This window comes from Actinoplanes sp. G11-F43, from assembly GCF_050589265.1.
Lineage (GTDB): Bacteria > Actinomycetota > Actinomycetes > Mycobacteriales > Micromonosporaceae > Actinoplanes.
Genome location: NZ_JBNZCE010000025.1, coordinates 95,726 through 122,581, shown reverse-complemented (window position 1 = coordinate 122,581; position 26,856 = coordinate 95,726). Strand labels below are relative to the sequence as shown.

Annotated in this window: 25 protein-coding genes and 1 pseudogene; 8 read left to right on the top strand and 18 right to left on the bottom strand. The window is 70.9% G+C overall.

Annotation, left to right across the window (positions count from 1 at the left end; all coding sequences use genetic code 11):
• Positions 1–42 precede the first annotated feature (42 nt).
• The 3 genes from ACQ0O7_RS29260 to ACQ0O7_RS29250 are packed head-to-tail and all read right to left on the bottom strand — an operon-like array spanning position 43 to position 2,473.
• The gene (locus ACQ0O7_RS29260; RefSeq protein WP_430786492.1) at positions 43–1,119 is read right to left on the bottom strand and encodes a sensor histidine kinase; all 1,077 of its coding nucleotides are present in this window, start codon (positions 1,117–1,119) and stop codon (positions 43–45) included.
• Positions 1,116–1,784 (bottom strand): response regulator transcription factor, encoded by a 669-nt coding sequence (locus tag ACQ0O7_RS29255; protein WP_430786490.1) that lies wholly within the window; start codon positions 1,782–1,784, stop codon positions 1,116–1,118. The genes ACQ0O7_RS29260 and ACQ0O7_RS29255 overlap by 4 nt, the downstream gene beginning before the upstream one ends.
• Positions 1,785–1,798: 14 nt before the next feature.
• Positions 1,799–2,473 carry a VanZ family protein gene (locus tag ACQ0O7_RS29250; protein ID WP_430786488.1) on the bottom strand — a complete coding sequence of 225 codons (675 nt, stop codon included), beginning with the start codon at positions 2,471–2,473 and terminating at the stop codon, positions 1,799–1,801.
• 636 nt (positions 2,474–3,109) lie between these two features.
• Between ACQ0O7_RS29250 and ACQ0O7_RS29245 the strand changes: the two genes are divergently transcribed.
• Positions 3,110–4,399, top strand: coding sequence for a serine hydrolase domain-containing protein (locus tag ACQ0O7_RS29245; protein ID WP_430786486.1), 1,290 nt, complete (start codon positions 3,110–3,112; stop codon positions 4,397–4,399).
• 43 nt (positions 4,400–4,442) lie between these two features.
• Here the strand turns inward: ACQ0O7_RS29245 and ACQ0O7_RS29240 are convergent, their stop codons facing one another.
• Genes ACQ0O7_RS29240 through ACQ0O7_RS29230 form a run of 3 tightly spaced genes read right to left on the bottom strand, consistent with a single transcriptional unit; the run spans position 4,443 to position 8,883 of the window.
• Complete coding sequence (locus ACQ0O7_RS29240; RefSeq protein WP_430786484.1) at positions 4,443–5,648, bottom strand: cysteine desulfurase-like protein; 1,206 nt, start codon at positions 5,646–5,648, stop codon at positions 4,443–4,445.
• Entirely contained in the window at positions 5,645–6,457 is an 813-nt protein-coding gene (locus ACQ0O7_RS29235) for a LacI family DNA-binding transcriptional regulator (protein ID WP_430786482.1), read from the bottom strand. The genes ACQ0O7_RS29240 and ACQ0O7_RS29235 overlap by 4 nt, the downstream gene beginning before the upstream one ends.
• Entirely contained in the window at positions 6,457–8,883 is a 2,427-nt protein-coding gene (locus ACQ0O7_RS29230) for a glycoside hydrolase family 2 protein (protein ID WP_430786480.1), read from the bottom strand. Before ACQ0O7_RS29230 ends, ACQ0O7_RS29235 begins: the two co-directional genes overlap by 1 nt.
• Before the next feature lie 93 nt (positions 8,884–8,976).
• On the opposite strand from ACQ0O7_RS29230, the gene ACQ0O7_RS29225 reads away from it, so the two are divergent.
• From ACQ0O7_RS29225 to ACQ0O7_RS29200, 6 genes and pseudogenes are all read left to right on the top strand, one after another.
• Positions 8,977–10,167 (top strand): ROK family protein, encoded by a 1,191-nt coding sequence (locus ACQ0O7_RS29225; RefSeq protein WP_430786478.1) that lies wholly within the window; start codon positions 8,977–8,979, stop codon positions 10,165–10,167.
• A gap of 109 nt (positions 10,168–10,276) precedes the next feature.
• Positions 10,277–10,987, top strand: coding sequence for an ABC transporter ATP-binding protein (locus tag ACQ0O7_RS29220; protein WP_430786476.1), 711 nt, complete (start codon positions 10,277–10,279; stop codon positions 10,985–10,987).
• A 1-nt stretch (position 10,988) separates the two neighbouring features.
• Positions 10,989–11,702 carry an ABC transporter permease gene (locus ACQ0O7_RS29215; protein WP_430786474.1) on the top strand — a complete coding sequence of 238 codons (714 nt, stop codon included), beginning with the start codon at positions 10,989–10,991 and terminating at the stop codon, positions 11,700–11,702.
• A gap of 21 nt (positions 11,703–11,723) precedes the next feature.
• Positions 11,724–12,839, top strand: a complete 1,116-nt coding sequence (locus tag ACQ0O7_RS29210) for a sensor histidine kinase (RefSeq protein ID WP_430786472.1) — start codon at positions 11,724–11,726, stop codon at positions 12,837–12,839.
• 40 nt (positions 12,840–12,879) lie between these two features.
• Complete coding sequence (locus ACQ0O7_RS29205) at positions 12,880–13,485, top strand: response regulator transcription factor (RefSeq protein ID WP_430786470.1); 606 nt, start codon at positions 12,880–12,882, stop codon at positions 13,483–13,485.
• Between the two features lie 108 nt (positions 13,486–13,593).
• Positions 13,594–13,692: pseudogene (locus ACQ0O7_RS29200) on the top strand (IS481 family transposase); the annotation flags it as partial.
• Between the two features lie 46 nt (positions 13,693–13,738).
• Here ACQ0O7_RS29200 and ACQ0O7_RS29195 read toward each other — a convergent pair.
• The 7 genes from ACQ0O7_RS29195 to ACQ0O7_RS29165 form a co-directional block, all read right to left on the bottom strand.
• A complete protein-coding gene (locus ACQ0O7_RS29195; protein WP_430786715.1) occupies positions 13,739–15,232 on the bottom strand; it encodes a hypothetical protein in 1,494 nt (497 codons plus the stop codon).
• A 12-nt stretch (positions 15,233–15,244) separates the two neighbouring features.
• Complete coding sequence (locus ACQ0O7_RS29190; protein WP_430786468.1) at positions 15,245–16,108, bottom strand: ABC transporter ATP-binding protein; 864 nt, start codon at positions 16,106–16,108, stop codon at positions 15,245–15,247.
• Positions 16,105–16,923, bottom strand: coding sequence for an ABC transporter ATP-binding protein (locus ACQ0O7_RS29185; protein WP_430786466.1), 819 nt, complete (start codon positions 16,921–16,923; stop codon positions 16,105–16,107). Before ACQ0O7_RS29185 ends, ACQ0O7_RS29190 begins: the two co-directional genes overlap by 4 nt.
• Positions 16,920–17,798 (bottom strand): ABC transporter permease, encoded by an 879-nt coding sequence (locus ACQ0O7_RS29180; protein ID WP_430786464.1) that lies wholly within the window; start codon positions 17,796–17,798, stop codon positions 16,920–16,922. The genes ACQ0O7_RS29185 and ACQ0O7_RS29180 overlap by 4 nt, the downstream gene beginning before the upstream one ends.
• Positions 17,795–18,784: an ABC transporter permease gene (locus ACQ0O7_RS29175; protein ID WP_430786462.1), complete on the bottom strand. Its 990-nt coding sequence runs from the start codon at positions 18,782–18,784 to the stop codon at positions 17,795–17,797. Before ACQ0O7_RS29175 ends, ACQ0O7_RS29180 begins: the two co-directional genes overlap by 4 nt.
• 1 nt (position 18,785) lies before the next feature.
• Positions 18,786–20,474: an ABC transporter substrate-binding protein gene (locus ACQ0O7_RS29170; protein ID WP_430786460.1), complete on the bottom strand. Its 1,689-nt coding sequence runs from the start codon at positions 20,472–20,474 to the stop codon at positions 18,786–18,788.
• 108 nt (positions 20,475–20,582) lie between these two features.
• On the bottom strand, positions 20,583–21,545 hold the full coding sequence (locus tag ACQ0O7_RS29165; protein ID WP_430786458.1) for an FAD-dependent oxidoreductase: 963 nt from the start codon (positions 21,543–21,545) through the stop codon (positions 20,583–20,585).
• A gap of 56 nt (positions 21,546–21,601) precedes the next feature.
• Between ACQ0O7_RS29165 and ACQ0O7_RS29160 the strand changes: the two genes are divergently transcribed.
• Positions 21,602–22,525: an SCO2521 family protein gene (locus ACQ0O7_RS29160; RefSeq protein ID WP_430786457.1), complete on the top strand. Its 924-nt coding sequence runs from the start codon at positions 21,602–21,604 to the stop codon at positions 22,523–22,525.
• 27 nt (positions 22,526–22,552) lie between these two features.
• Here the strand turns inward: ACQ0O7_RS29160 and ACQ0O7_RS29155 are convergent, their stop codons facing one another.
• From ACQ0O7_RS29155 to ACQ0O7_RS29135, 5 genes are read right to left on the bottom strand one after another with little or no spacing between them, the layout of a single operon-like run.
• On the bottom strand, positions 22,553–23,521 hold the full coding sequence (locus ACQ0O7_RS29155) for an SCO2522 family protein (RefSeq protein WP_430786455.1): 969 nt from the start codon (positions 23,519–23,521) through the stop codon (positions 22,553–22,555).
• Positions 23,506–24,423 (bottom strand): SCO2523 family variant P-loop protein, encoded by a 918-nt coding sequence (locus tag ACQ0O7_RS29150; RefSeq protein WP_430786453.1) that lies wholly within the window; start codon positions 24,421–24,423, stop codon positions 23,506–23,508. Before ACQ0O7_RS29150 ends, ACQ0O7_RS29155 begins: the two co-directional genes overlap by 16 nt.
• Before the next feature lies 1 nt (position 24,424).
• On the bottom strand, positions 24,425–26,275 hold the full coding sequence (locus ACQ0O7_RS29145; RefSeq protein ID WP_430786451.1) for an SCO2524 family protein: 1,851 nt from the start codon (positions 26,273–26,275) through the stop codon (positions 24,425–24,427).
• A 43-nt stretch (positions 26,276–26,318) separates the two neighbouring features.
• On the bottom strand, positions 26,319–26,636 hold the full coding sequence (locus ACQ0O7_RS29140; RefSeq protein WP_430786449.1) for a hypothetical protein: 318 nt from the start codon (positions 26,634–26,636) through the stop codon (positions 26,319–26,321).
• Positions 26,636–26,779 carry a hypothetical protein gene (locus ACQ0O7_RS29135; protein ID WP_430786447.1) on the bottom strand — a complete coding sequence of 48 codons (144 nt, stop codon included), beginning with the start codon at positions 26,777–26,779 and terminating at the stop codon, positions 26,636–26,638. Before ACQ0O7_RS29135 ends, ACQ0O7_RS29140 begins: the two co-directional genes overlap by 1 nt.
• Positions 26,780–26,856 lie beyond the last annotated feature (77 nt).

Genomic DNA, 26,856 nt, shown 5'->3' with positions numbered 1-26,856 from the left:
GACGACTATACACACGGTTTATAAACCGGATGCATACCCAGTTCAGGCGGGTATAGTGACCGCCACGAGCAGGCCACCGCCCGGACGGGCGACCAGGTCGAGGGTGCCTTTGTGGGCGCGGACGACGCTGTGCACGATGGCCAGCCCCAGGCCGACGGCGGCGTGCTCGCCGGTGCGGACACGCCCGTCTCCGCGCTGGAAGGGCTCCAGGAGCGTGGGCATCAACGAGGGCGGAAGGAGAGGTCCGGTGTTCTCGACACGCAGTTCGCCGGGCACGCCGGTGTGGACCGTCACGGTGCCACCGGTGGCCAGGTTGTGGACGATGGCGTTCTGGACCAGGTTGATCGCCATTCTCGCCAGCAGCTCCGCGGAGCCGTGGACCACGGTCTGGTCGCCGGTCACCGCGACGGTGACGCCCCGTCGCCCGGCCAGGGGCAGCAGCGTCTCGACGGCCTCCTCGGCGATCAGGGAGAGGTCGACCGGCGACCGGTCGAGCAGGTCGCCATCACCACGCAGGTCCCCACGACTGAGCAACAGCAGGGCCTCGGTCAGTTCGATGGCCCGGGTGTTGACCGTGTGCAGGCGCTCGACGAGGTCACGATCGATCCGGTCCGGATCCCTACGGGCCACGTCGAGCAGCGCCCGGGAGACCGCGAGCGGGGTGCGCAGCTCGTGGGAGGCGTTGGCGGCGAACCTCTCCTGCTCGCCGACGTGCGATTCGAGCCGGGCGAGCATGGTGTCGAAGGCGTCGGCCAGCTCACGAAACTCGTCCTCGCGCCCGGTCAGCCGGATGCGGTGGGCCAGTGATCCGGCCGCGGCCGTGCGGGTCGCCTCGGTGATCCGGGCCAGCGGGGCGAGCATCCGCCCGGCGAGGATCCAGCCACCCACCAGGCCGAAGACCAGGAGGAAACCGAGCACCGCGGCGGCTCGTGGAGCGAAGACCCGCAGGAGGTTGGAGCGGACCGGGAAGACACCGGTGTTCTCGGTGAAGGCGGGGTCGATGAGGAGGCGATCGGGGATGTAACTCAGCAGGAAGACCCACACGGCGGCGAGCAGGAGGACGCCAGCGACCAGGAGGAATCCGGCGTAGCTGAGGGTGAGCTTGAGGCGGACGCTCAACGGCCGGGCCCCTCGATGCGGTAACCGGCTCCGGCGACGGTGCCGATCACCCAGGGTTCACCGAGGCGTTTACGCAGGGCGGAGACGGTGATCCGGACCGCATTGGTCAGGGGGTCGGCGTTCTCGTCCCAGGCCCGTTCCAGCAGATCCTCGGCGCTGACCACTCCCCCATCGGCGGCGACCAGCACCTCCAGGACGGCGAACTGTTTGCGGGTGAGCGCGATGTAGCGGCCGTCGCGGTACACCTCACGACGGAAGGGGTCCAGGCGCAGGCCGGCGATCTCCCGCACCGGCGGGCGGGCGTGGGCGCGCCGGCGGTCGAGAGCGCGCAGGCGGAGGACGAGTTCCCGCAGGTCGAAAGGCTTGGTGAGGTAGTCGTCGGCACCGAGCCCGAAACCGGAGGCCTTGTCGTCGATGCGGTCGGCGGCGGTGAGCATCAGGATCGGGATGCCGCTACCGGAGGCGACGATGTGCCGGGCGATCTCGTCACCGGACGGGCCGGGGATGTCACGGTCGAGGACCGCGATGTCGTACGCGTTGACGTCGAGCATCTCCAAGGCTCGGTCTCCGTCACCGGCGATGTCCGCGGCGATCGCCTCCAGCCGCAGCCCGTCACGGACGGCCTCGGCCAGAAAGGGCTCGTCCTCCACGATCAGAACACGCATGCCTGGAACCCTATTCAGCCGATTCGGGGGGACGAGGAATCCGGCTGATCCGCACTAGGCGAGACCGGGGCGGGAACCAGCCGATCCATGACGGGCGAGACCGACGAGACAGGCGGGACAGGCGGGACAGGGACAGGAACCAGCCGGTCCATGACGGGCGAGACCGACGAGACAGGCGAGACAGACGAGACAGACGAGACGGGCGAGACGGGCGAGACAGGGACAGGAACCAGCCGATCCACGATGGGCGAGACCGACGAGACGGGCAAGACGGGTGAAGCCGGCGAGAAGGGCGAAGGGGGCGAGACGGGGGTGGGAGGCGAACTGGGTGTTGGGGTGTGCCACCAACGGCGGGATGCCAGGCCTGCCAGGAGGGCGCCTACCGCGTTGATCAGCACGTCGTCGATCGAGGAGACGCGGTCCAGTCGGAGTGCGTACTGGGCGGTCTCGACCAGGATCGAGCAGGTCGCTCCCAGTGCCAGCATGCGGAGAGGTGATGCCATCACCGCGAAACGGATCGGGGCGAAAAAGCCCAGCGCTGCGAAGATCAGCAGGTTGGCGATGATGCCGAACGGGCCCATGTCGATCAGGTCGGCCAGAGGGAACAGGCTCACCCGGCCGGGGACGGTTCCCGCCCCGGGGCCTGGTGACATGGTCAGCGCGATCATCGGAACCGTTCCGTAGATCATGCCGACTTCCGCGAGCGACTTCCGCCACGACTTCGACAGAGAGTCCGGAGAAACAGATGGCGAGGGGTGCGGGCGGGCGGAGTCGGGGGTGGATCGGCGGAGCAGAGACGGCCGGCGGAGCAGAGGCCGGTCAAACAGAGGTCGACGGAGCAAAGGCGGGCGGAGCAAAAGTCGGTCGAACAGAGGTCGACGGAGCAGCGGCCCGCCGAACAGAGGTCGACGGAGCAGGGGCCCGCCGAACAGAGGTCGACGGAGCAGGGGGCGGCCGGTCAGGGATCGGCGGAGCAGGGGGCGGCCGGGCAGGGATCGGCGGAGCAGGGGGCGGCCAGGCAGGGATCGGCGGAGGAGGGTCAGGAGGGTGGCTGCCAGGAGGGCTATCGGGGTGCCGGCCAAGGTCATGAAGACTATGCCGTTCTCGTTGGTCAGGCAGCGGGACCATTCGCCGGCCATGCACGCGGGGGCTGACATCAGGAGGGGGCGGCGTAGGGCGTACAGGATGGCTGTGATGGCGAGAAGAGCCAGGCTGCTGCGGACGATCCGGCGGGTCATCCGGTCATTGGACGGCAAGTGATGTTGCGGGGGCGTATGGAGAATCGCATACGGTGCGGCAACAGCCTGGGCTCTTCAGTGAGGTTCATGGATGAGAAATCGCTACGGCGGCGGACCCTGCTCTCGGCGGCCGGGGCCGCCCCGCTGGCCGCTGCCGCCACGGTCGTCGCCACCGCCGGAGCCGCCGACGCGGCCCGGAACAGCGCCCGGAACAGCGCCCGGAACAGTGCCGGGAACCGGACGGAGGACCCGGGAGCCGGCCGGGAAAGCGACCGGCTCGGAGGCACCGGGCCGGACCGGGAGAGGATCGCCGCATACGACCGGTATGTCAGGGAGCTGGCTGAGCAGGGACGGTTCTCCGGCGTGGTCATGCTGGCGCACCGTGGGCGGACCGTGCTGTCCCGGGCCTACGGGATGGCCGACGAGGAGCGGGGCGTGCGCAACTCCGAACAGACGCGGTTCACGCTGAGTTCGGCGGGCAAACCGTTCGGGACGATCGCCGTGCTGCAGCTCGCCCAGCAGGGCAGACTGCGGCTCGACAGCAGCGTGGGTGAGTTCCTGACCGGGTTCCCGCGGGAGATCGCCGAGCGGGTCACCCTCCACCACCTGCTGTCCGGGGCCTCGGGGACGGACGCCCCGCCCGAGGAGGTGCGGCGGATCACCCACAGCCGGCGGGAGGTGCACGACTTCTATGCCCGGCGCGCACGCCAGGCCCGGCTCACCGGCACGCCGGGACTACCCGGCGACACCCATCAGGAGGCGAACACCACGATCCCGGCGCTGATCGTGGAAGCCGTCTCCGGAATGTCCTACTGGGATTACGTGGAGAAGCACATCTTCCGCCGTGCCGGCATGACCCGTTCCGGATTCCTGACCCGGGAGCAGTGGCTCAGCGACCGGACCGTCGCACACCCGTACATGGAAATCGACGGCGGCCACCTGGACGCCCTGCACCACCTGGACCGGGGCAGCCCTCTCGGGCACGTCCGCGGCAAGAACCCGGGCCGGATCTTCATCGATCCGCCCGGCGACGGCGGTTTCGCCACCGGGCCGGATCTGATCCGGTTCGTGCGGGCGCTGCACGACGGCACCCTGCTGCAGCGGCCGTGGCGGGACGTGATGATGGGACCCCGAGTGCCGACCGGGCCGGCGTCGTTCGGCGCGTACGGCATCGGGGTGGAGATTTTCGCAGGTCAGTGGACCTATCAGCGGGCCGGCGGCAATCCGGGGGTGGGCGCGAACTGGACCGTCTTCCCGGAGTCGGGCTGGGTGGGGGTGATGCTCCTGAACCGGGACGGCGGCGACCTTCTGGGCATGCTGGCGCGGGAGACCGAGGCGATCACCGGCGTGGCGCCGGGCACCGGGTCAGGAGGGTGAGACCGGGGACGATGACATCGGGGACGGGCCGAAGACGGAAGGGTCAAGCCACAGAGGCGCTCAAACCGTCGAGCAACCGGTCCACCTCACCAACCGTGTTGTAGGCGGCGAGACCGATCCGCAACGACGGGTTCGGCAGCTGGAGCGCCTCGAACGGCTCGTGCGCGTAGAACGAGCCGGCCGGCGCCAGGACGTCCCGGGCGGCCAGGAACTTCTGGATGTCCCGGGCGTCCCGGCCGTCCAGGCTGACCAGCAGGGTGGGGGTACGGTCAGCGGCCACCGAGTGCACGGCGAAAGCCCCCAATCCAGACTCCACCCGCGCCCGCAGCATGCTCTCGTGGGCGTGCACGGCCTGGAATGACCGTTCGAGCCCGGCACGCCGGGAGGAAAACGAGGACGACGGAGAGGAGGACTGGGACGCGGGAGAGGACGCGGCGAGGAAGGAGACGGCCGCGGTCGCTCCGGCGAGTTGCTCGTACGGCAGGGTCCCGAACTCGAACCGCTCCGGCACCGCGTCCGACGACGGGATCAGCTTGTCCGGCCACAGCGACGCCAGCAGCGCCGGATCGGCGGCGAGCACCCCGCAGTGCGGGCCGAAGAACTTGTACGGCGAGCACACGAACAGGTCGGCCCCGAGCGCGGGAACGTCCACGAACCGGTGCGCGGCGTAGTGCACCCCGTCCACGTACAGCAGGGCCCCGGCCGCGTGGGCCAGGTCGGCGATCCGCCGGATCGGCGGTACGGTGCCGAGCACGTTGGAGGCGGCGGTGACCGCGACCAGGCGGGTCCGCTCGGAGAACGAGTCCGGCAGGATCAGTTCGGTGGTCGCCGGGTCGATCTCCAGCCAGCGCACGGTGACCCCGGCGGCGGTGGCGGCCTGGAGCCACGGGCGGATGTTGCTGTCGTGGTCGAGCCGGCTGACCACGATCTCGTCGCCGGGGCGCCAGGTCTTGGCCAGGTGCCGGGAGAAGTCGTAGGTGAGCTGGGTGGCGCTGCGCCCGTGCACGATGCCGTCGGCGGGGACACCGAGCAGGTCGGCGTACGCGGCCCGGAAGTCGGCGACCACCTGCCCGGCGCGCAGTTCGGTGGCGCTGACCGTGCCCCGGTTGGAGATCGGGCTGGTCATCGTGGCCATGATCGCCTCGGCGACCGGGCGGGGTGTCTGGGTGCCGCCGGGGCCGTCGAAGAAGGCCAGGCCGGAGTCGAGGGACGGGAAGTGGGCGCGGAAGGCGGTGACGTCGAAGCTCATCGCGCCCACCCTATGCTGGCCCGGCGCAGCACCCGGACGGGTGGACCGGGATGGTCGGTGGGTGGCTCCCCGTCCAGGGTGGCGAGGACCGCGCGGCCGAGGACCCGGCCGTGGTCGTGCACGTCGATGCTGAGGGCGGCGAGCGGCGGTTCGGCGAGTTCGCAGAGTGGCGAGTCGTCGTGCACGATCAGGCTGACCCGCCCGGGGACGTCGATGCCGGATCGGGAGGCGGCGACGGCCATCACGTCGTTGTCGAAGACGACCGCGGTGGGTGCCGGTGTGGTGCCGAGGAGTTCCCGGATGCCCCGGATCCCGGATTCGGCGCTGTAGTCGCCTTCGACGAGATGCACCCGGATGTCGTGGCGGGCGGCGGCGGCGAGCATGGCGGTGGTGCGGTCGGCGGTGTGCACGAGTCCGGCCGGTCCGGTGACCCGCCCGATCACCCGGTGCCCGAACTCGGCGAGCAGGTCGACGGCCACGGTCAGAGCCCCGGCGTCGTCGGTGACGACCCGGGAGAAACCCGGCGATTCGGTACGCCCGGCGAGCACCGCGGGCAAGCCGGCCTTCTCCAGAAGAGATGGCCGTGGATCGTCGTGGACCAGGTTCACCACCACCACGGCCCGGACCGTGTGGTCGGCCGCCCAGCGCCGGTAGGTGCCGAGCTCAGCCGAAGCGTCCGGCACCACCAGCAGCAGGACGGTGAGGCCGTGCGGGAGCAGCACCTCCTCCATGCCGGCGATCAGTTCCATGAAGAACGGTTCGACACCGACCTGGGCGGCGCCGGCGGTGAGCACCAGGCCGACGTGCATCAGATCGCGTTCGCCGAGCGCAGCACCTCGGGCGCCCCGAAGATCTCGGCGTCGACCGAGGCCGTGGTGGTGACCGTGAAGGTGTGGGTCTCCCCCGGCAGCAGGTCGATCAGCATGTCGTCGACGACGGCGTCCGGGGCGACCCGGTCGGCGAGCACCGCCACGTCCCGGGCGAACGACGCCGCGGTCACGGTCACGGCGTAACCACCCGGGGCGGCCACCGTGTGGGCCCGTACCGCGGCGGGGTCGTATTTGAGGTCTTTGTCCTCGGCGAACAGGTGCGTGGCGCGAAGCCCGGCAGCGTCGGCGACCAGCACCTCCGATTCCGGGGCGACCGCGGCGAGCAGCGCGGGGTCGACGTCGACCAGGGCCACCGAGCGGGGCGCGACCACGATGTCGGAGATCTCCGACGAGGCGAGCGCGGTGCCGTCGAACCGCAGCCGCCGGAACCGGACGCTCTCCCGCCACGGCCGGTCACTGTCGTTGATCACCGCGAGCAGCAGCCGGTCGCCGCGGCGGGTGAAACCCAGGGCGTTCGGCGCGTACGCCCGGCGCAGGGCGTACCAGGCCGGTTTGAGCCGCCCGGCCCCGTCGACCATCGCCCACGAGGTGACCGGCCAGCAGTCGTTGAGCTGCCAGATGATGCTGCCCATGGTGCGCGGCGCGTGCCCGCGCAGATGCCCGATCGCGTACGCGGTGGCCCGCGCCTGGTTCAGCTGGGTGGCCCAGTGCCAGTCACCGAAGTCGGTGGGCACCCGCATGTGGTGGGCCAGCCCGCGGTCGAGTTTGCCGTTGCCGTCCTCGGCCTTCTGGTGCAGCAGGAACGCCGCCGAGTCCTTGCGCAGGTCATCGGGGGCGAGCGCGGCGGTGAGGGTGGCCCAGGTGGGTGGCGCCTGCCAGCCGAACTCGGAGCAGAACCGGGGCACGAACCCGTCGTGGTGCGTGTAGTCCTGCCGGTTCCAGGCCTCCCACTCGTGCCGGGTGCCGTGCCGGTCGTCGTTGGGGTGCACCCCGGCGAACAGCGGGCTGGACGGGCTGCCCGGATGGTACGGCCGGGTCGGGTCGAGTTCGGACAGCAGCGCCGGGAAGTCCTCGTAGTAGTAGCGGGCACCCCAGGTGGCACCGTCCAGTTCGGCCTTCCAGCCCCAGTCCTCGTACCCCCAGATGTTCTCGTTCCCGCCGTTCCACAGGATCAGCGAGGGGTGCGGGGCGAGCCGGGTGACGTTCTCCCGGGCCTCGGCGAGGATCTCCGACCGGATCGGGTCGTCCTCGCTGTAGGCCGCGCAAGCCAGCGGGAAGTCCTGCCAGACCAGGATGCCGCGCTCGTCGCAGACGTCGTAGAAGTCGTCGGTCTCCCAGATGCCGCCGCCCCAGACCCGCAGCAGGTTGGCGTTCGCGGCGACGGCCCGGTCCACCGCCGCCTCCAGGCGGGCCCGGGTGATCCGGGTGAGCAGGTGGTCCTCGGGGATCCAGTTCAGGCCGAGCACGAAGATCTCCCGGCCGTTCACCGACAGGGTGAAGCGGCTGCCGTGCTCGTCGGCGCCCTCGTCCAGGCTGACGTCGCGGAACCCGACCCGGGTGCGGTGCTCGTCGAGGGTCTCGGCGCCGTCCCGCAGGATCACCGCCACGTCGGACAGCGGCTGGTCACCGTGGCCGGCCGGCCACCACAGCTCGGCGTCCGGGACGGCCAGCTCGATCGCGCCCTGGTCGACGCCGCCGGGCAGCTCGATGATCGCGCTGTGGGTGCCGACGGTCACCTCGACGGTGACCGGGGCCTCCGAGGCGCGCTCGATCTCGACGTGCACGGTGAGCCGGTCGCTGGTGGCCAGCGGCCGGACGCCGGCCAGGCGCGCGGTGTGCCAGCGCTCCAGGCGCACGCCCTTCCAGATGCCGGCCGTCTGCAGGTCGGGACCCCAATCCCAACCGAAGGAGCAGGCCATTTTGCGTACGGCGTTGAACGGGTGCGGGTACGGCCTGGGCCGCGCGCCCAGCTCCCGTTCGATCCGCTCGGCGTAGTCGAGTGCCGAGTCGAACCGCACACTCAGCGGGATCGGCCCGTCGTGCAGCAGGTGGCGCACGTCGAAGCGGTAGCCGCGATGCATGTTGCGGGTGCGGCCCAGCTCACCGCCGCCGAAGGTGACCGTGGCGACCGTGTCCAGGCCGTCGAGGACCAGGTCGACCCGTTCGCCGTCGACGGCCGGCCCGGCGGTCACCGTGGTGTCGTAGATCCAGGCGCTGCGGTGGAACCAGGCCAGCTCGGCCTCGTTCGTACCCAGAAAGGGGTCCGGGATCAGGCCGGCCGCGAGCAGATCGGTGTGCACCGTGCCGGGGACCGTCGCGGGCACCGGGGTGGCGGCGATCGCGGGCGGGACCGGACCACCGGCGGCCCGGACGGTCCAGCCGGTGTGCAGGTCGGTCTTCAGCATCGAGGGCACTCCTCAGGGTTGTCACCGCGCCGGGGTTCCCACATTCTTAAGCAACTGAACGAAGCCCGTCAACGCTGGTGGAGGCGTCCCGGAATGGCCGATACGGTGCATCTGGCCGGAGCCGCGCGCGGCCGGCCCGGCCGGGGGCGCCGCCCGGCCGCCCGGGAGAGCGTGCTGGACGCCATCCGGGCCGCCGGGCAGCTCAGCCGGGTGGAGCTCGCCGAGGTCACCGGGCTCACCGAGGCCGCCGTGTCGATGACCGTGCGCCGGCTGCTCGACGAGGGTGTGGTGGTGACGGACGGGCGCACCCCGACCGGCGGCAAGCCGCGCACCCTGCTGCGCCTGGACCCGGGGGCCCGCCTGGCCGTCGGCGTCCACCTGGACCGGGATCTGACCACGTTCGTGCTGACCGGCCAGACCGGCGGGGTGATCGCCCGGCTGGCCCGGCCCGCCCCCGGCGCCGGCGGCCTGCTCGCCGGCCTGGCCGGCGGGGTCACCGCGCTGCTGCGTGCCGCGGACGTGGACCGGGCCCGGTGCCTGGGCGTCGGGGTGGTCTGGCCGGGCGCCCGCGACGACGTCCCGCACCTGCGCGGCTGGGACGCCGCCGGGCTGGGCGCGCGGCTCGGCGAGGAGACCGGCTGGCCGGTGCTGGTGGAGAGCGACACCACGGCGGCGGCGGTCGGCGAGTACTGGGTGGCCCGGGTCGGCCCGGAGCGGGCGTTCGCGGCGCTGCACATGGGTGGTGACATCGGCGCCGGTGTCGTGGTCGACGGCCGGGCGCTGCGTGGCGGCGGGTTCGGTCACCTGTGTGTCCGGGTGGACGGGCCGGAGTGCTGGTGCGGCAGCCGCGGCTGCCTGGAGGTGGTGGCCGGGCCGCGGACCGTGGTGACCGCGGCCCTCGCCGACCCGGTGGCGGCCGCCGAGGCCGGGCTCGATCCGGCGGCGGCACGCGCGGTGGCCGCCGGCTTCGCCGCGGTGGCCCGGGCGGCGCGGGCCGGCGCGCCCCGGTGCTCGGCGCTGCTGGCGGAGTCCGCGCGGTACGTGGCGGCCGCCGCCGAGTCGGTGGTCAACCTCCTCGACATCGACCTGGTGGTGCTGACCGGGCCGGGGTTCGCGGCGGCGTCGTTCGTCTACGGCCCGGCGATCGTGGACCGGCTGCGGCCCGCCGACACCCGCACCTGGCATCGCGCGGTGACGGTCACCGTGTCGTCGGCGGCGGCCATCGCCCCGGCCACCGGCGCCGCCGCCCTGGTCCTGCAGTCACATCTGCGGCAACCGCGGTAACTCCGCCGAGCCCATCCGGTCCCCCGCCCGCCACGTGGGACATTTGTCATCGTCGGCGGTGGATCACCGGATCTGCCGGCCCGCCCACCGCGTTCGTAGCGTGACCGGCATGGATGACATCGCGATACGGCTCACCGGGATCGGGCGGCGTTTCGGTGCGGTGCGAGCCGTCGACGGACTCGATCTGAGCGTGCCCCGGGGCGGCGTCGTCGCTCTGCTCGGCCCGAACGGCGCGGGCAAGACCACCATGCTCTCGATCATTCTCGGGCTGCTCACCCCGGACACCGGCACATTGACCGTTTTCGGCCACAGCCCGTCGGCGGCGATCCGGGCCGGGCTGACCGGAGCCATGCCGCAGGACGCCGGGCTGGTGTCCGGCGCCACCGTCCGCGAGGTTCTCGAACTGGCCCGGGCACTGTCCCCGAAGCCCCTGCCGATGGACCGGATCCTGGCCGCCGCCGGGCTCGGCGACCTGCTGAAACGGCGGGTGGACCGGCTGTCCGGCGGCGAGGCGCAGCGGGTCCGGTTCGGGTTCGCCCTGGCCGGGGACCCGGAGCTGCTGGTCCTGGACGAGCCGACCACCGGCATGGACGTCACCGCCCGCGCCACCTTCTGGGACACCGTGCGGGAACTCGCCGCGGACCGCCGCACCGTCCTGTTCAGCACCCACCAGCTGCCCGAGGCCCAGCGGTACGCCGACCGGATCGTGCTGCTCGCTGCGGGCCGGGTGGTGGCCGACGACTCGCCCGAGCGGATCGTGGAGGCGTCCGGCTCCCTGGACGCCGCGTTCCAGAGCCTGACGACGAACACGGAGAATTGAGATGTACGCCTACCTACGGTTCGAATCCCGGCGCCTGATCCGTGACCCCCGCCTCCTGACATTCTCGGTCATCGGCCCGGTCGTCACCTACCTGATCCTCTCCGGCTGGGCCGGCGACGGGCACACCCCGGCCACCGTGATGATCGGGCTCGCCGGGTACGGGGCGGTGGCCGGCGTGCTGATGGTCGGCGCCGCGGTCTCCGGCGAACGCGCGTCCGGCTGGCTGCGGCAGCTACGGGTGACCCCGCTGCCACCCCGGCGGGTCATCGCGGTGAAAGCCCTGCTCGCCTCGGTGAACGCGCTGCCCCCGGTGCTCGCCGTCGGGCTGGCCGGCCGGCTCCAGCACGGTGTCGAACTCGGCGCCGGGCGGTGGGCCGCGCTTCTGACCCTGATGTGGGTGGGCACCGTCCCGTTCGCCCTGCTCGGGCTGGCCCTCGGGTACGGGCTGACCCCGCAGATCGCCCAGTCGGTCAACTTCCTCGTCTTCCTCAGCCTGTCGGTGCTCGGTGGACTGCTGGTGCCGGTGACGTACTTCCCGGAGACGCTGCGACGCCTGGCCGAGGTGATGCCGACGTACCGGTACGCCGAACTCGGCTGGCGATCGGCCGCCGGGCAGCCACCGGAACCGCGCGGCCTGCTGGTCCTCGCGGTGTGGACGGTCGTCTTCGGCGCCGTCGCGGCCCGGGCCTACCGGCGGTCGGCCGCTCGTGGCTGAGACCCGGGTACCGTGACGGCCGTGACGGGTGAACGGCGGCGGACTCTGTTCCTGCTCGCCGCGCACACCCTGTGGCTGTGGTTCCTGCTGCCGCCGGCACTGGCGGTGGCCCGCGGACAGGTCCGCTCGGTGCCGGTGGCCGCGATCGGCCTGGCCGTCTTCACCGTGCTCGCGTTCGCCTCGGCGGCCGTCACGGTGACCGATCCGGGCCCGCGCGTCGGCCCGGTGACGTACCGGGCCGGGCTGGGTCTGCTCGCGGCGCTCGGCACCGGGCTGGCCGCCTTCGCCGGTGACCCGCGGGACTGGCTGATCCTGCTGCTGTTCGTGGCCTCGGCCGGTGCCGCCGGACTGCCCGGCACCATCCCGGCGTTCCTCTGGGTCGGCGCCGGATCCGCGATGGTCGTGCTGATCGGGGCGCTGCACCGGCTGCCCGCCGGTGACGTCACCAGCACGGCGGTGATCACCCTGCTGGCCGGTTCGGTGACGGTGGCGTTCGCCCGGATCGCCCGGCTGGTCGGCGAACTGCGGCGCACCCAGCACGAACTCGCGCGGACCACGGTCGAACGGGAACGGCTGCGGTTCGCCCGCGACCTGCACGACCTGCTCGGCCACACCCTGTCGCTGGTGGTGGTGAAAGCCCAGGTGGTCCGCCGTCTCGCCCCGTCCGACCCGGAACGGGCCGCGGCCGAGGCAGCCGACATCGAACGGATCGGGCGGACCGCGCTCGCCGAAGTGCGCGAAGCCGTCACCGGATACCGGGAACGGGACTTCGCGACCGAACTGGAGAACACCCGCACCCTGCTGACCGACATCGGCATCGAGGTCACCGTCCGCAACGACGGCGGGGCCGACGTGGACGAGGTGTTCCGCTGGGTACTCCGCGAAGCCCTCACCAACGTGCTGCGGCACAGCCGGGCGACCCGCTGCGACATCGCCCTCGGCCCAGACGGCACCGACATGGTGCTCACCGTCCGCGACGACGGGCTCGGCGGCACCCCGGCGCCCGGCAACGGTCTGCGCGGCCTGACCGAACGCCTCGAACGCGCCGGTGGCACACTGCACGCGGGCCCGGCACCCGGCGGCGGGCTGCTGCTGACCGCACGCCTTCCGGACCCGCCAGGACGGGTGAGCCGATGATCCGGCTGCTGACCGCGCTCCCGCCGAGGCGGGAGGGCCGATGATCCGGCTGCTGCTCGCCGAGGACCAGGGCATGATGCGCGGCGCCCTCGCCCTGCTGCTGGACCTGGAACCGGACATCACCGTCGTCGCCCAGGCCGGAACCGCCGCCGAAGCCCTGGGCGCCGCCCTGCGCACCGCGCCGGACGTGGCCCTGCTGGACATCGAGCTGCCGGACGGCAACGGCCTGGACGTCGCGGCCACGCTACGGGACCGGCTGCCGGGCTGCCGGGTGCTGATCCTCACCACGTTCGGCCGGCCCGGCTATCTGCGCCGGGCGATGGAGGCCGGCGCGGCCGGATTCCTGGTCAAGGACGGCCCGGTCGAGAACCTGGTGACAGCCGTCCGGCGGGTACTGGCCGGCGACCGCGTCATCGACCCGGCACTCGCCGCCACCGCCCTGTCCACCGGACCCAACCCGCTCACCGACCGGGAACGCGACGTGCTCGCGACAGCCGTCGACGGCGCCACCGTCGCCGACATCGCCGCCCGGCTGCACCTGTCCCCGAGCACGGTCCGTAACTATCTGTCCGCTGCGATCGGCAAGACCGGCACCCGCAACCGGATCGAGGCCGCCCACCGCGCCCGGACCAACGGCTGGATCTAGTCGTTCTGACCACGGACGTTGGTAACGCGGCGGAGTTCCTGACATAGGTGAGGACCTCTGGGTGAGGTGGAGCTTGTCGAGAGTTCCGTTTCACCCGGGAGGTCCTCGATGCCTCACGCTAACGCCTCGCGGACCGAACGCGGCCGATTGAAGCCGGCCCGGTGCGTCGTCGATGATCGGCAGACCACCCGCCAACCGCGTTCCCGGCCTCTCCGGGCAGAACACCTAGTCCCGGTGCCGCCACGCCTCGGGATCAGCGTGCCGGCCGACGCGGGCGATGTCCGCCCGGAGCCGGTCGCTGTTCTCCGGCCACTGCCAGGAGGTGGTCCCGTCCGGGATTCGAGCCCACTGTCTGTCCAGATAGAGCCGGAAGTACTCGGCACGCGCGACCCGGTCCGCCAGCGCGGGGACGTCCTCGACAAGCCTTGCGTACTGTTCGTCGACGACCGGCGTATCGACGAGCACGGCGTCGATGTAGGCGAAATACGCCAACAGCACCCTCGTGGTGTACGACCCGACCGTGGTGATGCGGTAGTAGAGGCTCTGCACCTCCTGCGTGTACCGGGGTGTCGCGTCCAGCAACCGGTTGTCGAGAGCGAAGCCGAGAGCATCCGCGACCTGATCCGAGGTGAATCCCAGCTGCTGGCAGTAGCTGTGCAGGGCGTCGGCCCCCACGTATCCCTCCTGCCGCCCCCCGCTCGCCCAGCGCCTGGGCCTGGGCCTGGGCCAGCAGGATCGGGAGCAGAAAGTGTTCCCGGCCGTCGGGCCGGGTGATGCGTAGCAGGTTCGCGATCGGTGAGGATTCGGCGTCGTAGTAGGGGGAGTCCCCGAACATGAGCGCCCGCAGGAACTCGTGGACCGAGAAGACGTATCGGCCCCGCTCCCGGTGGTTCGCCAGGATCTTCGCCGTGTTGACGTGGCCGCTGCCGAGAAAGTCGACGACGAAGCGCAAGGCCAGGCGCATGTTGCCGCCGGCGATGTTGTCGATCAGCTCCAGCAGCTTCTCGTTGTTCTGGAAGTTCTCGGCCAGTACTTCAAGGAAGTCGATGAGGCTCTTGGAATCGACGGTGACACCGGCCGGGAACGATCCCAGCCGCCCGGTCTCCCGTAACTGGTGCAGAGCGAAATCCACTCGCCGCTGGAGCATGGTGTCGGTCCGTGGCGGTGCGATGGTGAACACCCGCGGCTGATATCCCGACAGGGCTCCCCGTCGGCTGGAAGCGTAGAACGTCTCCGGCCGCAGGGTGACGAAGACGGTGGCAGGCCAGTTCTGCGCGAGTTCGCTGGCGATGAGGAAGACCTGTTCCTGGTCCTCGTCGCTGCGCTGATCGATGTTGTCGAGGAAGACGACGATCTGGCGGCGACGATGGGAACTCAGGCGGTTGAGGCTGTTCGTCAGATGCTCGGCCCGGTCGTCCACCAGCCGCTGGAGGAATCGGAGTCGCTCCCGTTCGTAGGTGACCGGGTCGACGTCCTTCAACCGCCCGAGAATCCGCCGGTCCTGAAGCTTCAACTCGTCCCGGTAGACGTCCTCGACGAAATCCGCGTCCTCGATGTCGATGTCGTGGCGAAGCAGAAGCTGTTGTGCGGATTCCGTGATGACGAACCTGCGGAGATCACCGAGCGTCGTCGACGTACCGAAATCGATATAGATGGTGAAGGCGTTCGCGAAGAGCTCGGGTGCCTCGACCGAGACCAGGCGCTGGATGAAGGTGGTCTTGCCCGCGCCGACATCGCCGAGAAGCACTGGGCAACTCAGTCAGCCTTCGGATCGTTCGATGCGAGAAACCTGCCTTTGATCGTAGGGCTCGGGCGTCGCGGGGGACCAATCCGGCGGCGGGTGGGACACGGACGGGCGTACCGCGGCGAGGCGGCGGGCGGGGTCGGGGGACGCGGCGGCCAGGGTTTTCGTGTACGGGTGCCGCGGGTTCAGGATCACCTCGTCGGAGGGGCCCCGTTCGACGATGCGGCCCTCGTACATGACCATGATCTCGTCGGCGAAGTGGCGGGCGGTGGCCAGGTCGTGGGTGATGTAGAGGACGCCCAGGTCGTTCTCACGGCGCAGGCCGGCCAGCAGGGTGAGGATGCCCAGGCGGAGGGAGACGTCGAGCATCGAGACCGGTTCGTCGGCTATCAGGATGCCGGGGGACGGGGCCAGGGCGCGGGCGATCGCCACCCGCTGGCGCTGGCCGCCGGACAGTTCGTGGGGGCGGCGGGTGGCCAGGGCCGGGTCGAGCTGGACACGTTCGAGCAGGCGCGCCACCCGCAGAGACGTCTCAGCTACGGCTAGCCGAGGGTGGGCGGTCTTCAGCGGCCGGGCCAGGTGGTGCTCCACCGTGTGGTAGGGGTTGAGTGAGGCGAACGGGTCCTGGAAGACCATCTGCACGGTCCGCCGGTAACGCCTCAGGTCGCGCCGGCCGACCGGTGCCCCGTCGAGCAGGATCTCGCCGGCGGTGGGGCGTTCCAGGCGGAGCAGCATGGCGGCGACGGTGGACTTGCCGCTGCCGCTCTGGCCGACGAGTGCGACGGTCCGGCCCGCGGACAGGGTGAAGCTGACCCCGTCGACCGCCCGGATCCCGCCCCGGAACCGTTTGACCAGCCCGCGGGCCTCCAGCGTGGTCACGATCCGGCCCGCAGGAAGTCGCCGCGGGCGCCGGTCAGGCTGGGGAACGACGCGAGCAGCTGCCGGGTGTACGGATGCTGTGGATTCGTATACATCTCGACGGCACTGGACATCTCCACGATCGAGCCGTCGCGCATCACCGCGATCCGGTCGCTGATCTCCAGGAGCAGGGGCAGGTCGTGGGTGATGAACAGGACGGCGAAGCCCAGTTCGTCGCGCAGCCGGGTGATCTCCTGGAGGATCTCGCGCTGCACCACGACGTCGAGCGCGGTGGTCGGCTCATCCATGATCATGAGCTGGGGTTCCAGGGCCATCGCCATCGCGATCATCACCCGCTGCCGCATGCCACCGGACAGTTCGTGGGGGTGCGACCGTAGCCGGGCCCGGTCCACGCCGACGCGTTCGAGCAGGTCGCCGCAGCGCTGCCGGCGTTCCCGGCGGCTCATCCGGGGCCGGTGGGTGAGGAAGACGTCCTCCAGCTGTTCACCGATGGTGATGACCGGGTTGAGGGAGTTCATCGCGCCCTGGAAGACCATCGACACGCGGTCCCAGCGGGCGGCGCGCAGCTCCTCGGCGTGCAGTGAACCCCAGTCGACGTCGCCGGTGAGCACCCGCCCCGAGGTCACCGCGCCGGGCGGTTTCAGGAGACGGACGATGGCGTACGCCAGGGTGCTCTTGCCGCATCCGCTCTCCCCGGCCAGACCGAGGATCTCGCCGCGTGCCAGGGTGAGGTCGACGTTCCGGACCGCGTGCACGACCGGATCGACCAGGTAGTCCACGGTGAGGTTCCGCACCGTCAGTACCGGCCCGCTCACAGGGTCGCCTCCTCGGCCTCGCGCAGTTGTGCCCGGGTCATCCGCCAGCCGCGCCGGGCGGCCCGGGTCCGCTCCCGCAGCCGCGGGTCGACGATCTCGTCGATCGAGAAGTTGATCAGCGCGAGGGCGGCGCCGAACAGGGCGAGGAGCAGGCCCGGCGGTACGAACCACCACCACGCGCCGAGCCGTAGGGCCAGCCCGTTCTGCGCGTAGTAGAGCATGGTGCCCCAGGTGAACGAGCCGGTCGCGCCGAGTCCGAGGTAGGACAGCCCGGCCTCGCCGAGGATCGCGAAGATGACCGCGAACACCACCTGGGCGGCCAGCAGCGGGATCAGGTTGGGCAGGATCTCGACGAGCAGGATCCGCCAGTGCTTCTCCCCGGCCACCCGGCTGGCCTTGACGTAGTCCCGGTTGCGCAGACTGAGGGTGGAGCCGCGGAGCACCCGGGCGGAGCCGGCCCAGCTCGTGATGGCGAGCACGATCGAGACCAGGACCAGGCTGCGATCCGGCAGGTAGGTGGAGATCACGATCACCAGCGGCAGCCCGGGGATGACCAGCATGACGTTGGTGAACAGGGAGAACGCCTCGTCGGTCCAGCCGCCGGCGTAGGCGCCGACGATGCCGGCGAAGCCGGACAGCAGCAGGGTGAGGACGCCGACGATCGCGCCGACGATGAGGGACCCTCGGGTGGCGTACGCCAATTGGGCAAGAATGTCCTGTCCGGTCTGGGTGGTGCCGAACAGGTGCTCCGCGCTCGGGCCGGACAGCCCGATGTCGCCGACCCGCGCCGGGTCCTGCACGAGCAGCGGCCCGACCAGCCCGAACAGCACGATCGGCGCCCCGAGAGCGAGCCCGGCGACCAGTTTCGGCCTCATGAGGTGGCCCGGGTGCGCGGGTCGATCACCGAGTAGAGCAGGTCGACGAGCAGGTTCGCGCCGAGCACCGCGAGCGTGATGATCAGGAAGATGCCCTGCATCAGCGCGTAGTCGTTGCCGCCGACCGCCTGCAGCATCGCCGAGCCGATCCCCGGATAGGAGAAGACCGCCTCGGTGACGATCGATCCGGCGACCACGAAGCCCAGTGAGATCGCGAAACCGGACACCGACGGCAGGACGGCGTTGCGGGCCGCGTACCGCCGCATGATCCGTCCCGGGCGCAGCCCCTTCGCCTCGGCGGTGAGCATGTAGTCCTCGGAGAGGGTGGAGACCATCATGTTGCGCATGCCGAGCATCCAGCCGCCGATCGACGAGATGATGATGGTGAGTGCGGGCAGGGTGCCGTGGTAGAGGACCGAGCCGAGGAACGGCCCGTTCCAGCCGGGGGTCACCTGGTAGACGTCGTAACCGCCGTTGAGCGGGAAGAGCGGCCAGACGCTGCCGAGCAGGAAGAGCAGGATCAGGGCCAGCCAGAAGTACGGCACCGACTGGAACATGGTGGTGACCGGGATCAGGTTGTCCACCCACGAGCCCCGTTTCCAGCCGGCCAGGGTGCCCAGCCCGACACCGGTCAGGAAGCTGATGATCGTGGCCAGCCCGATCAGCCCGATCGTCCAGGGCAGCGTCTGCCCGATGATCGTGCTGACCGGGGCCGGGAAGAACACCACCGAGACGCCCAGGTCGCCGCGGGCCAGACCGGCCAGGTAGTCGCCGTACTGCGACCACAGCGGCCGGCTGGAGCCGGTGCCGAGCAGCGCCTCGACGGCCTGCCTGGTCTCCGCCGTCACCGGGCCTTTCTGACCGAGTCTGGACAGCATGATCTCGACCGGGTCACCGGGCATCATCCGCGGGATGGCGAAGTTGACGGTGACCGCCGCCCCGAGCGCGACCAGGTAGAACCCGAGCTTGCGGAGAAGGTGGTACACGCTATCGGACCGGTTCGATGGTGGCCAGGACGATGCCGTTGTCCCAGACCTTCCAGGAGGCGGGCAGCGCGTACTTGTTGTCGTTGGTGGGCCAGCCGGTGGCGCGGCTGGTGTTGAACTCGGTGAGCAGCGAGTTCACGTAGATCGGGATGTACGGCAGGTCGCGGGTGATCTCCTTCTGGATGATCGTGTACTGCTCCTTCTGCGCGGCCTCGTCGTCGGTGCCGGCCGCGATCTCGACCGCCCTGTCCACCACCGGGTTGCTGTAGCGGGAGTAGTTCCCGCTGGTGCCGGCCGACTCGCCGACCTTCGCCGTGGTGACCGTCGCGTATTTCGGCTGGTAGGTGTAGTACGGGTTGGAGCTGGCGCCGAGCCCGATCGAGTCCAGCGAGAGCTGGTACTTGCCCTGCACCTGGTTGTTGTTCCACTCGTTCCAGGACAGCTGGGTCGGCTTCAGCTCGATGCCGGCCTCCTTGAGCTGCTGGGCCATCGCGTCGTTGAGGGAGATGAAGTCACTCCAGCCGGTGACGGTCTGGATGGTCAACGACAATCTCTGACCCGATTTGGTACGGATACCGTCGGCGCCCTTGACCCAGCCGGCGTCGTCGAGGATCTGGTTCGCACGGGCGACGTCCGGAGTGCCGGGAACGGTCACCTGATTCGGGTCGGCGATCCATTTCCTGTCACGTTCCGGCAGCAGCAGTGTGGGTGAGGCGGTGGCCGCGAATCCGCCGCCGGCCAGTTTGTTGAGCTGGTCCCGGTTCAGGGCGTGATGGATCGCCTGGCGGACCGCGGTGTCGGTCTGCGGGCCGGTGCAGCCGAGGTCGGCGTTCGCGCAGGTGAAGATCGAGGCGGTCAGCACGGGCGTGTTGACGTACGACAGATCCTTGTGGTTCTGCAGCAGTTGCTCCAGGCCGGGCAGGAAGCTGCTCATCCAGTCGACCTGACCGGCGGTCAGTGCGGCGCTCGCGGCGTCGGCGGTCGCCAGCGAGATGTACCGGACGTTCTGGATCTTCGGCTTGCCGGCCTGCCAGTAGTTCGGGTTCTTCTCCAGCACGTAGCTCTGCGACGAGAACGTCTTCAGCTTGAACGGGCCGGTGCCGACCGGGTTCTGGTTGATCGTCTTCGCCGGGTCGCCGATCCCGCTCCAGATGTGCTCCGGGATGATCGGCGTGTAGCCGACGATGGACGCCTCGTCGGTGAACGACTTGTTCTTGAAGGTGAGCACGGCGGTCCTGTCGTCCTCGGCCACCGAACTCGTCAGGGTCAGGCCGGTGGCGTTGATCGCCTTGTTCTTCATGATCAGGTCGAAGGTGAACGCCACGTCCTTCGCCGAGAACGGCTGCCCGTCCGACCATTTCACGCCCTCGCGGGTGGTGATGGTCAGCTCGGTGCCGCCGGCGTTCCACACGGCCTCGGTGCCGAGCATCGGCTGCCGCTCCGCCTCGGTGGCCACGTTGTACCAGAAGAGGGCCTCGTAGAGCGGGCCCTGGGTGGGCTGGAGCTGGGTCGGGGAGAACGGGTTCCAGTTCTCCACGATGGTGCCGTTGGCACCGTTGAAGACGGTGATCGAGCTGTCCTTCGCGGCGCCGGGCCGGCCGGTGCCGGAGTCCGAGCAGCCGGCCGGGACGAGGGAGACGGCTGCCGCCGCGGCGGCGATGAGGCGGGCCCGTCGGTGGAGATGGGACATCGGGGATTCCCTCCGTCGGAGCAATCGACGGGCCATTATTAAGTGGCTTAAGTTTGCAAAGTCAAGAGCCACCGTCGCTGATCAACCGCTACTTATGATCGATCTCGGTCAATTGATGAGGGGGGTCACCGCGGCCACCACGTCGTCCGCGCAACCCCACGAGACACTCACCCCGGCGCCGCCGTGGCCGTAGTTGTGCACGATGTGCCGATCGCCGAGATCCTCGTGCTCGACCCGCACCGTCGGCCGCCACGGCCGGATCCCGGTCCGCTCACCGAGGATCTCGGCGCCCCGGACCGCGGGGAAGATCGCGGCACACCGCCCGACGATGGCCTCGGTGATCCGCGCGTCGGCCCGGAACTCCGCCGCACCCTTCTCGGCGCTGCCGCCGAGCAGCAGCACGTCGCCCTGCGGGAGCAGATAGGTCATCTCGCCCAGCTCCTCGGTGTACTCCGCGAAGAACTCACCCAGCCCCGGATTGCGGACAGCGACGAGCTGCCCACGGATCGGCTGCACCTCGGGATCGGGCACCAGCTCCCGCGCACCCACCCCGCTGCAGTTGACCACCAGGCCGGCCTCGGCGAACGCGTCACCCAGGCTTCGCAACCGCTCCCCGAGGATCAGCTCACCGCCGGCCGTGACCAGCCGGTCCTGCAGCCCGGCCAGGTAGGGCGGCATGTCGATGATCGGCGCGGTGTAACGCCAGCCGCTGGCGAACCCGGCGGGCAGCTCCTCCGGGCGGCAGTCCCGATAGCCGGGCAGGGTCTCGGTCCACGCCGGTGACCGGATCGGCTCCCGGCACGCCTCCACACCCTCGATCACCCGCACCCCGGGAAACCCGCTCCGGGACAGTTCATCGAAGACGGTGTACGACCGGGCGGCCCACCGCCCGACACAGGGATGATCGGCGTAGACCGGATCCCAGATCGCCCCGGCCGCGGCCGAACTGCTGCGCCCCGGCTCCACCTCGGCCCGGACCCGGACCCGCAGGCCGCTCTCGGCCAGCCGGACCGCCGTGGTCAGCCCGGAGACACCGGCGCCGACGACGAGCACTTGCGGGCGGGAGGTCACCCGTTCACGGTAACCCCGGTATTGCGCTCACCGGATCCCCGCGTTCGAATGATGACGTGCTCGTCATCGGTGAGGTCCACACCGGACTGCTGCGCGGCCACCACCAGGCGACCGCGTCACTCGTCGACCTGGTGGCCGGCGAGCCGGTGCGGAGCTTCGACCGGCCACGCGCCCATGTGCGCTCCCCCGACCGCCCGGTCGGCGTCGACTGCCCGCTCGGGGCGCCCACACCGGCCCGGCGGGTCCGGGGCATCGGCACCGTCCTGCAACGCGCCGCGATCACCGGCGGTCACGTCGTGCAGGGCACCGCCTGGGCGACCGTGGTCCCGGCCGGTGGCGGCACCCGGCAGCCGTGGCCGTACTACCTGGCCCGGCCCGGGGTGATCGAGGCGGTGGGCCGGGCCCGGCCCTCCGAGCTGGCCGCCGCACTGGCCGCCACCGAGCACGCCCCGGAGGCGCTCGACCTCGGCGCGATCGCCGGGCGGGCCTCCGACCTGGTGCAGGCCGCCGTCCCACCCGGCGACCGGTCCCGCGAACGGCTGCGCCTGCCCCGGACCCGGCTGCGGTTCGTGGTCGAGCGGGGCGAGACCACCGGCCCACCGGTCCTGACCGTGCACGGCGACCGGTCACGGATCCTGCGGGCCGCCCTGCCCGCCGGCACCGAGCCGCGCCTGCTGGCCGCCTTCGCCGAGGACCTGGCACTGCACGACTGGCTGCTCACCTCGGTGATCGGCATCGTGGACCGGGCCGCGATCGGCGCCCTGCCCCGCGACGAGTCACTGCGCCGCCTGCGCCCGGCCGTCGACCACCTGCTGCACCTGTGGCTGCCGGCCGGGCGCGGCGGCGAACTGGCCCGCCAGTTGTGGGAGACGCTGGACCGGCACGCCGCCCTGAGCCGCCAGTGGTCCCTGCTCCGCGACCGCATCCGGGACCAGTTCATCGTCGGCGCGGTAGCGGCCCTGTCCGCGATGCCCCGATGACACCATCGTGATCGGGCGTCCCACCGCTCAGACGAAGACGTAGCCGATCCGGCCGACGGTCTCGGCCGGCAGGTCGAAACGCTCGCCGCGCGCCCGGTCGCGCACCTGCCCGCCGGCCGCCGGGTCGATCGCCACGTTGCCGAGGATGGTGCGGACCGCCGTCTCGACCGGAAGGAAACGGCTGTCCACCACGGTGAACGTCCGGTACGCGTGGAACGGCGCCGCCGCCGGGTTGAGCTGGACGATCGGCGGCATCAGCTCCCACTCCACCGGCAGGCCGGCGGGCGTCCCGGGCACCGGCGCCGCGACCGGCTCGCCCAGGTGCCGCAGCAGGCCCAGACGCTGGAGCTGCCACACCGCGGCCAGGAACGGGCACGACCAGAGCCGGTCCTCGTCCGGGCCGCTCCACAACTCGACATCCAGAAAGATCGAATGATTCTGTACGGCGTTCTGCCGGGGAGGCTGCCACGGTCCTGGCACGGTCATCGCCCGCGCCGGCTCGGCCGGGGATCGCTGCCCGTTGGTGAGCCAGCCGGACACGGTGGCCGGCGGGCGCCCGTTGGCCCCCTCCACCGGTTCGTCCACCAGGTGATCCTGGACGATCCGGGCCAGATCCACCGCACCGGCCCGCGCACACCCCGACTCACGGGCCACGTAGTCGATCGTCAGCCCGCTGTCCGCGGCCGCCGCCACCAGCGCGGTCACCACGTCACGCGGCGTGGAGAACCGGGTGAAGTAGTCGTCGATCAAAAAGCAGGTGCTGATCCGCGGGCGGCCCCGGGGCAGAGCCTCCGCGGTCTGCCGGATCGCGGTCGCGGCCCACGGCGCCACCCGCCGGAACTGCTCGCGCAGCCGGCCGGAGCCCTCCATGAAGTCGTTCATGTAGAGGTGCCCGAGTTCCAGTGACAGGTGCGACAGGGCGACCGAGCGGGACACCACGGCCGGGGAACCGAGCTCGGCGGCCAGGTCGTCGGCGGCGGTCACAGGCCGATCCACGAATGCTCGTCGACGATCTTCTTGGACAGCTCCTCGAAGGCGGCGACCGTCCGCTCGTTGGCCGTCCGGCGCAGCCACACGTCGTCGTTGGTGATCAGCTGTTCCTGCCATTGCAACACCGGGTCGAGCGGCACCTCACCGATCATGTGCACCCGGCCGACACCCCGGCGGGTGGCCAGCTCCTGCAACCGGCGGTTGCACACGTCGAGCCAGGCCAGCTGCTCCGGCCGCAAGCCGGCCTGGTCGGGTGAGGACGGATCCAGCACGGCGGTACGGACGTACCGGATCGCGCCGGCCAGGGTGTCCCGGTCGTGGCCGAGGCGGGCGCCGGTCTCCAGGATGCCGAGCCGGCCGTGCACCAGCCCGCCCGCGGCGACGATGTGCTGACGGGTCCAGCGGTGGAAGACCAGCCACCGGGCCGGCACGTCCCGCAGCGCCGGATGGTTGGTGGCGGCCAGCACGATCTCCGTCGCGTACGACCGGCCGGCGCTCAGATCGACCAGGATCAGCTCGTACTCCTCGTCGAGCCGCTGGAACAGCCGAACGCACCGGTCCACCACACCGGGCGCCGAACTGAACTCACTGCCGCCCACGTCGCCGGGCACCAGCGTCAGCCGGCCGGTGCCGGGCGGCCGTCCGCGCAGCGCCTCCCGCTGCGACTCGGCCCAGACGTTGATCTGCGACGGGCCGGGCCCACCGTCGACCAGGTAGCCGTGCAGACCACCCCGGTCGACACCGGCCAGCGCCTCCGGCAGGTCGAAGATCGCGCCGGCGGTCGGCGATCCGAAGTCGAAGTCCACATAGCAGGAGTCGCTGCCCTGGAGCGCGTGCCGGTAGGCGATGTTGCCGCTGGTCACCGAGCGGCCGGTGCCGCCCTTGTCGGAGGTCGCGAAGATGATCATCTCAGGTGGCCCCGCTGTCGGCCTGGCGGGCCGCGGCCAGCCGGTCGAGCCTGCGCAGCACCTCCTCGGTCACCGCCACCGCCACCCCCGGCCGCTCCCGGCGCACCGCCCGGGCCCGGCGCAGCTCCGCGCCGATCCGGTCCAGTTCGACCCGCAGCGTGCCACCGTGCGCCGTGGTGCCGTTGAGCAGCTCCCGGTCGTACAGGTGATCGGCCTCGCTGAGCAGGTCGGCCGCGATCTGGGTGAGCAGGGCACTCCGCAGCGGCGGGCCATTGATCAGACCGGCCATCACGACCAGGCAGTCCACCACCCGTTTGGTGAAATACCAGGACACCTCGACGGGCGGGTCGGGCAGATATCGGTAGGCGCCCGCCGGTCGATCCCACAGCCCCTGGCCGGGCCCGGCCGACAGCACCCGGTCCAGCAGGTGTGCCCATATGCCGTCGGCGAGATCGAACATCCAGCTGCGCATGACGACGTCGTCGGCCATCCCGGCCAGCGTGAGCGATCGGCGCAGCAGAGTGGGCGCGACGTCGGCGACGGTCCACGCCAGCAGTGGGCCGCCGGCCTTCTCACTGCCCTCCAGAACGAAACGCAGGCCCGGATGGTGCACGGCGATCGCCGTCTCCGGCTCCGTCGAGCGGCGGGTGATCCGGCTACGGTTCCCGATCTCCTCCAGCACGTCGGCCACCCGGCGCAGTTCGGTGGTCGACACCCGCACGGCCTGCATGTTCTGGATGACCATGCCGCCGATCAGCAGGCCGAAGTAGTCGGACTCGACGCCGTCGGTGGTCCGCCACGGCAGGTCCTCCAGCGGCCACCTGCCGGTGCCGAAGGTCGCGACGGTCGCCCAGTACGACCGGGTCAGTTCGAACCGTACCTGCAGCGACTGGGCGAGACGGGCCTGTTCGGGGTCGAGCAGGCCGAGCAGACGGGTGCGCTCCGAGGAGAGCGCCTGGATCGCGTCCATCGCCACGGTGGTGAAGTAGAGGTACGGCGCGTTCAGCGCGACACCGGTGCGCTGCTCGCTGATGGCGGCCGTGGTCTCGATCCGGGGAGCCTCCTGGACCACCCCCCACGACCAGCCGCACTCGAAGAGGCGGTCGGGGTTGTCCAGCTCGCTGCCCTCGGCCGCGCCGGATCCGATGGTGATGTCGTCGCGGAGCCTGGCGTTGATCTCCCGCAGCGCCTCCCGCAGCTCGTCGACCACCTGATGGCGGGGACGGCGCTCCTGGTTGACCGTGCGCAGCAACTCCTGCCCGCAATCGCTGTCCACGGTGAACACGTTGACGGCGAAACTGCGTAGCAGGCCGGCCATGGCCGCTGACAGCCTGATGCTCGCCGCCTGCTCCAATGCGTCGACCTGGCTCTGCAGGGCCGGCCGGGTGACCACCTGGCGAAAGGTCCGGGCGAACCCGATGGTGGCCAGCATCAGAGTCACCGAGATCGAGAACGAGTCCACCACATCGAGAGCCCGCTGCTCCCGGGTGATCTCCCCGTCCTGATCGGCGTCGCGCACGAAGTACGAGTCCCCGGAGAACACCGGTGTGCCGCTGCTGTCGGTGTACCGCTCCAGGTAGCGCGCCAGGCCCTGCATCAGCCGCTGCGGGATCCGCAGGTTGTCGCCGACCTCGCGCAGCGCCTCCAGGACGTCGTCGGCGACCGAGTCGGGCCGGTTCAGGTGGAAGAGCGGGATCTCGGTGGCCGGCGACATCACGCACAGCAGTTGCTCGGCGTCGCTGATCGAGTTGCCGCCCTCGCGACCGCCGGGGAACCACTCGTCGCCGTCGAGTGACACCCGGGCCGTGGCACGCCAGATGTCGAGGATCTGTTGCCGTGGCTGGATCTGCATGGACTCGCCGTCACCTACCCGTCCGTGGGCCCGTGGGGTGTCGCTAACTCTTCCGGAATCCGGTGGTCACCATCATTCCTCCGTAGTCGGCACGCAGGTCGGGGGACTTCACCATCACAATGTTCAGGTTGCGGGCGACCGGCGCAAGAGCCCGCTTCACGTCGTCCGAGCCGACGCTCGCCCGATCCCGCAGCACCTCGAACGGCTTCTGGATCCGTTGATCGGAGTCGCGGTGCCGGGAGATCTCGTCCCAGAACCGCCACCAGGACGGACTCGGGTCGGTCAGCCGGCCCCGGAGCCACTGGCAGTTGCTGAACGCTCTTTCGAAGAGGATCACCCTGCCGGCGAAGGGCAGCGTCATCATCGCGGGATATCCGCCACGATCGTGATGATCTGGGCGTCGTCGGCCCGCAGATCGCGGTAGTCGTGGCGGAAACAGGCGTCCGAGTCGAAGGAATCCCCGTCCACATCGCTGTTGCTGACCAGTGGAACCGATTCGTTCACCGCTCGTCCCCGCCCGTGAGTGGCCGCCCCGTCGGCGTCGACGATAGGCCGACCGCACGGGTTCCGTCAGGGGACGG

What these genes read in the sequence shown, in the direction of transcription:
- ACQ0O7_RS29255 (WP_430786490.1), bottom strand. Translation starts at nt 1,784, where the DNA reads ATGCGTGTTCTGATCGTGGAGGACGAGCCCTTTCTGGCCGAGGCCGTC.
- ACQ0O7_RS29250 (WP_430786488.1), bottom strand. Translation starts at nt 2,473, where the DNA reads ATGATCTACGGAACGGTTCCGATGATCGCGCTGACCATGTCACCAGGC.
- ACQ0O7_RS29245 (WP_430786486.1), top strand. Translation starts at nt 3,110, where the DNA reads ATGGATGAGAAATCGCTACGGCGGCGGACCCTGCTCTCGGCGGCCGGG.
- ACQ0O7_RS29240 (WP_430786484.1), bottom strand. Translation starts at nt 5,648, where the DNA reads ATGAGCTTCGACGTCACCGCCTTCCGCGCCCACTTCCCGTCCCTCGAC.
- ACQ0O7_RS29235 (WP_430786482.1), bottom strand. Translation starts at nt 6,457, where the DNA reads ATGCACGTCGGCCTGGTGCTCACCGCCGGCGCCGCCCAGGTCGGTGTC.
- ACQ0O7_RS29230 (WP_430786480.1), bottom strand. Translation starts at nt 8,883, where the DNA reads ATGCTGAAGACCGACCTGCACACCGGCTGGACCGTCCGGGCCGCCGGT.
- ACQ0O7_RS29225 (WP_430786478.1), top strand. Translation starts at nt 8,977, where the DNA reads ATGGCCGATACGGTGCATCTGGCCGGAGCCGCGCGCGGCCGGCCCGGC.
- ACQ0O7_RS29220 (WP_430786476.1), top strand. Translation starts at nt 10,277, where the DNA reads ATGGATGACATCGCGATACGGCTCACCGGGATCGGGCGGCGTTTCGGT.
- ACQ0O7_RS29215 (WP_430786474.1), top strand. Translation starts at nt 10,989, where the DNA reads ATGTACGCCTACCTACGGTTCGAATCCCGGCGCCTGATCCGTGACCCC.
- ACQ0O7_RS29205 (WP_430786470.1), top strand. Translation starts at nt 12,880, where the DNA reads ATGATCCGGCTGCTGCTCGCCGAGGACCAGGGCATGATGCGCGGCGCC.
- ACQ0O7_RS29180 (WP_430786464.1), bottom strand. Translation starts at nt 17,798, where the DNA reads ATGAGGCCGAAACTGGTCGCCGGGCTCGCTCTCGGGGCGCCGATCGTG.
- ACQ0O7_RS29170 (WP_430786460.1), bottom strand. Translation starts at nt 20,474, where the DNA reads ATGTCCCATCTCCACCGACGGGCCCGCCTCATCGCCGCCGCGGCGGCA.
- ACQ0O7_RS29150 (WP_430786453.1), bottom strand. Translation starts at nt 24,423, where the DNA reads ATGATCATCTTCGCGACCTCCGACAAGGGCGGCACCGGCCGCTCGGTG.
- ACQ0O7_RS29145 (WP_430786451.1), bottom strand. Translation starts at nt 26,275, where the DNA reads ATGCAGATCCAGCCACGGCAACAGATCCTCGACATCTGGCGTGCCACG.
- ACQ0O7_RS29140 (WP_430786449.1), bottom strand. Translation starts at nt 26,636, where the DNA reads ATGACGCTGCCCTTCGCCGGCAGGGTGATCCTCTTCGAAAGAGCGTTC.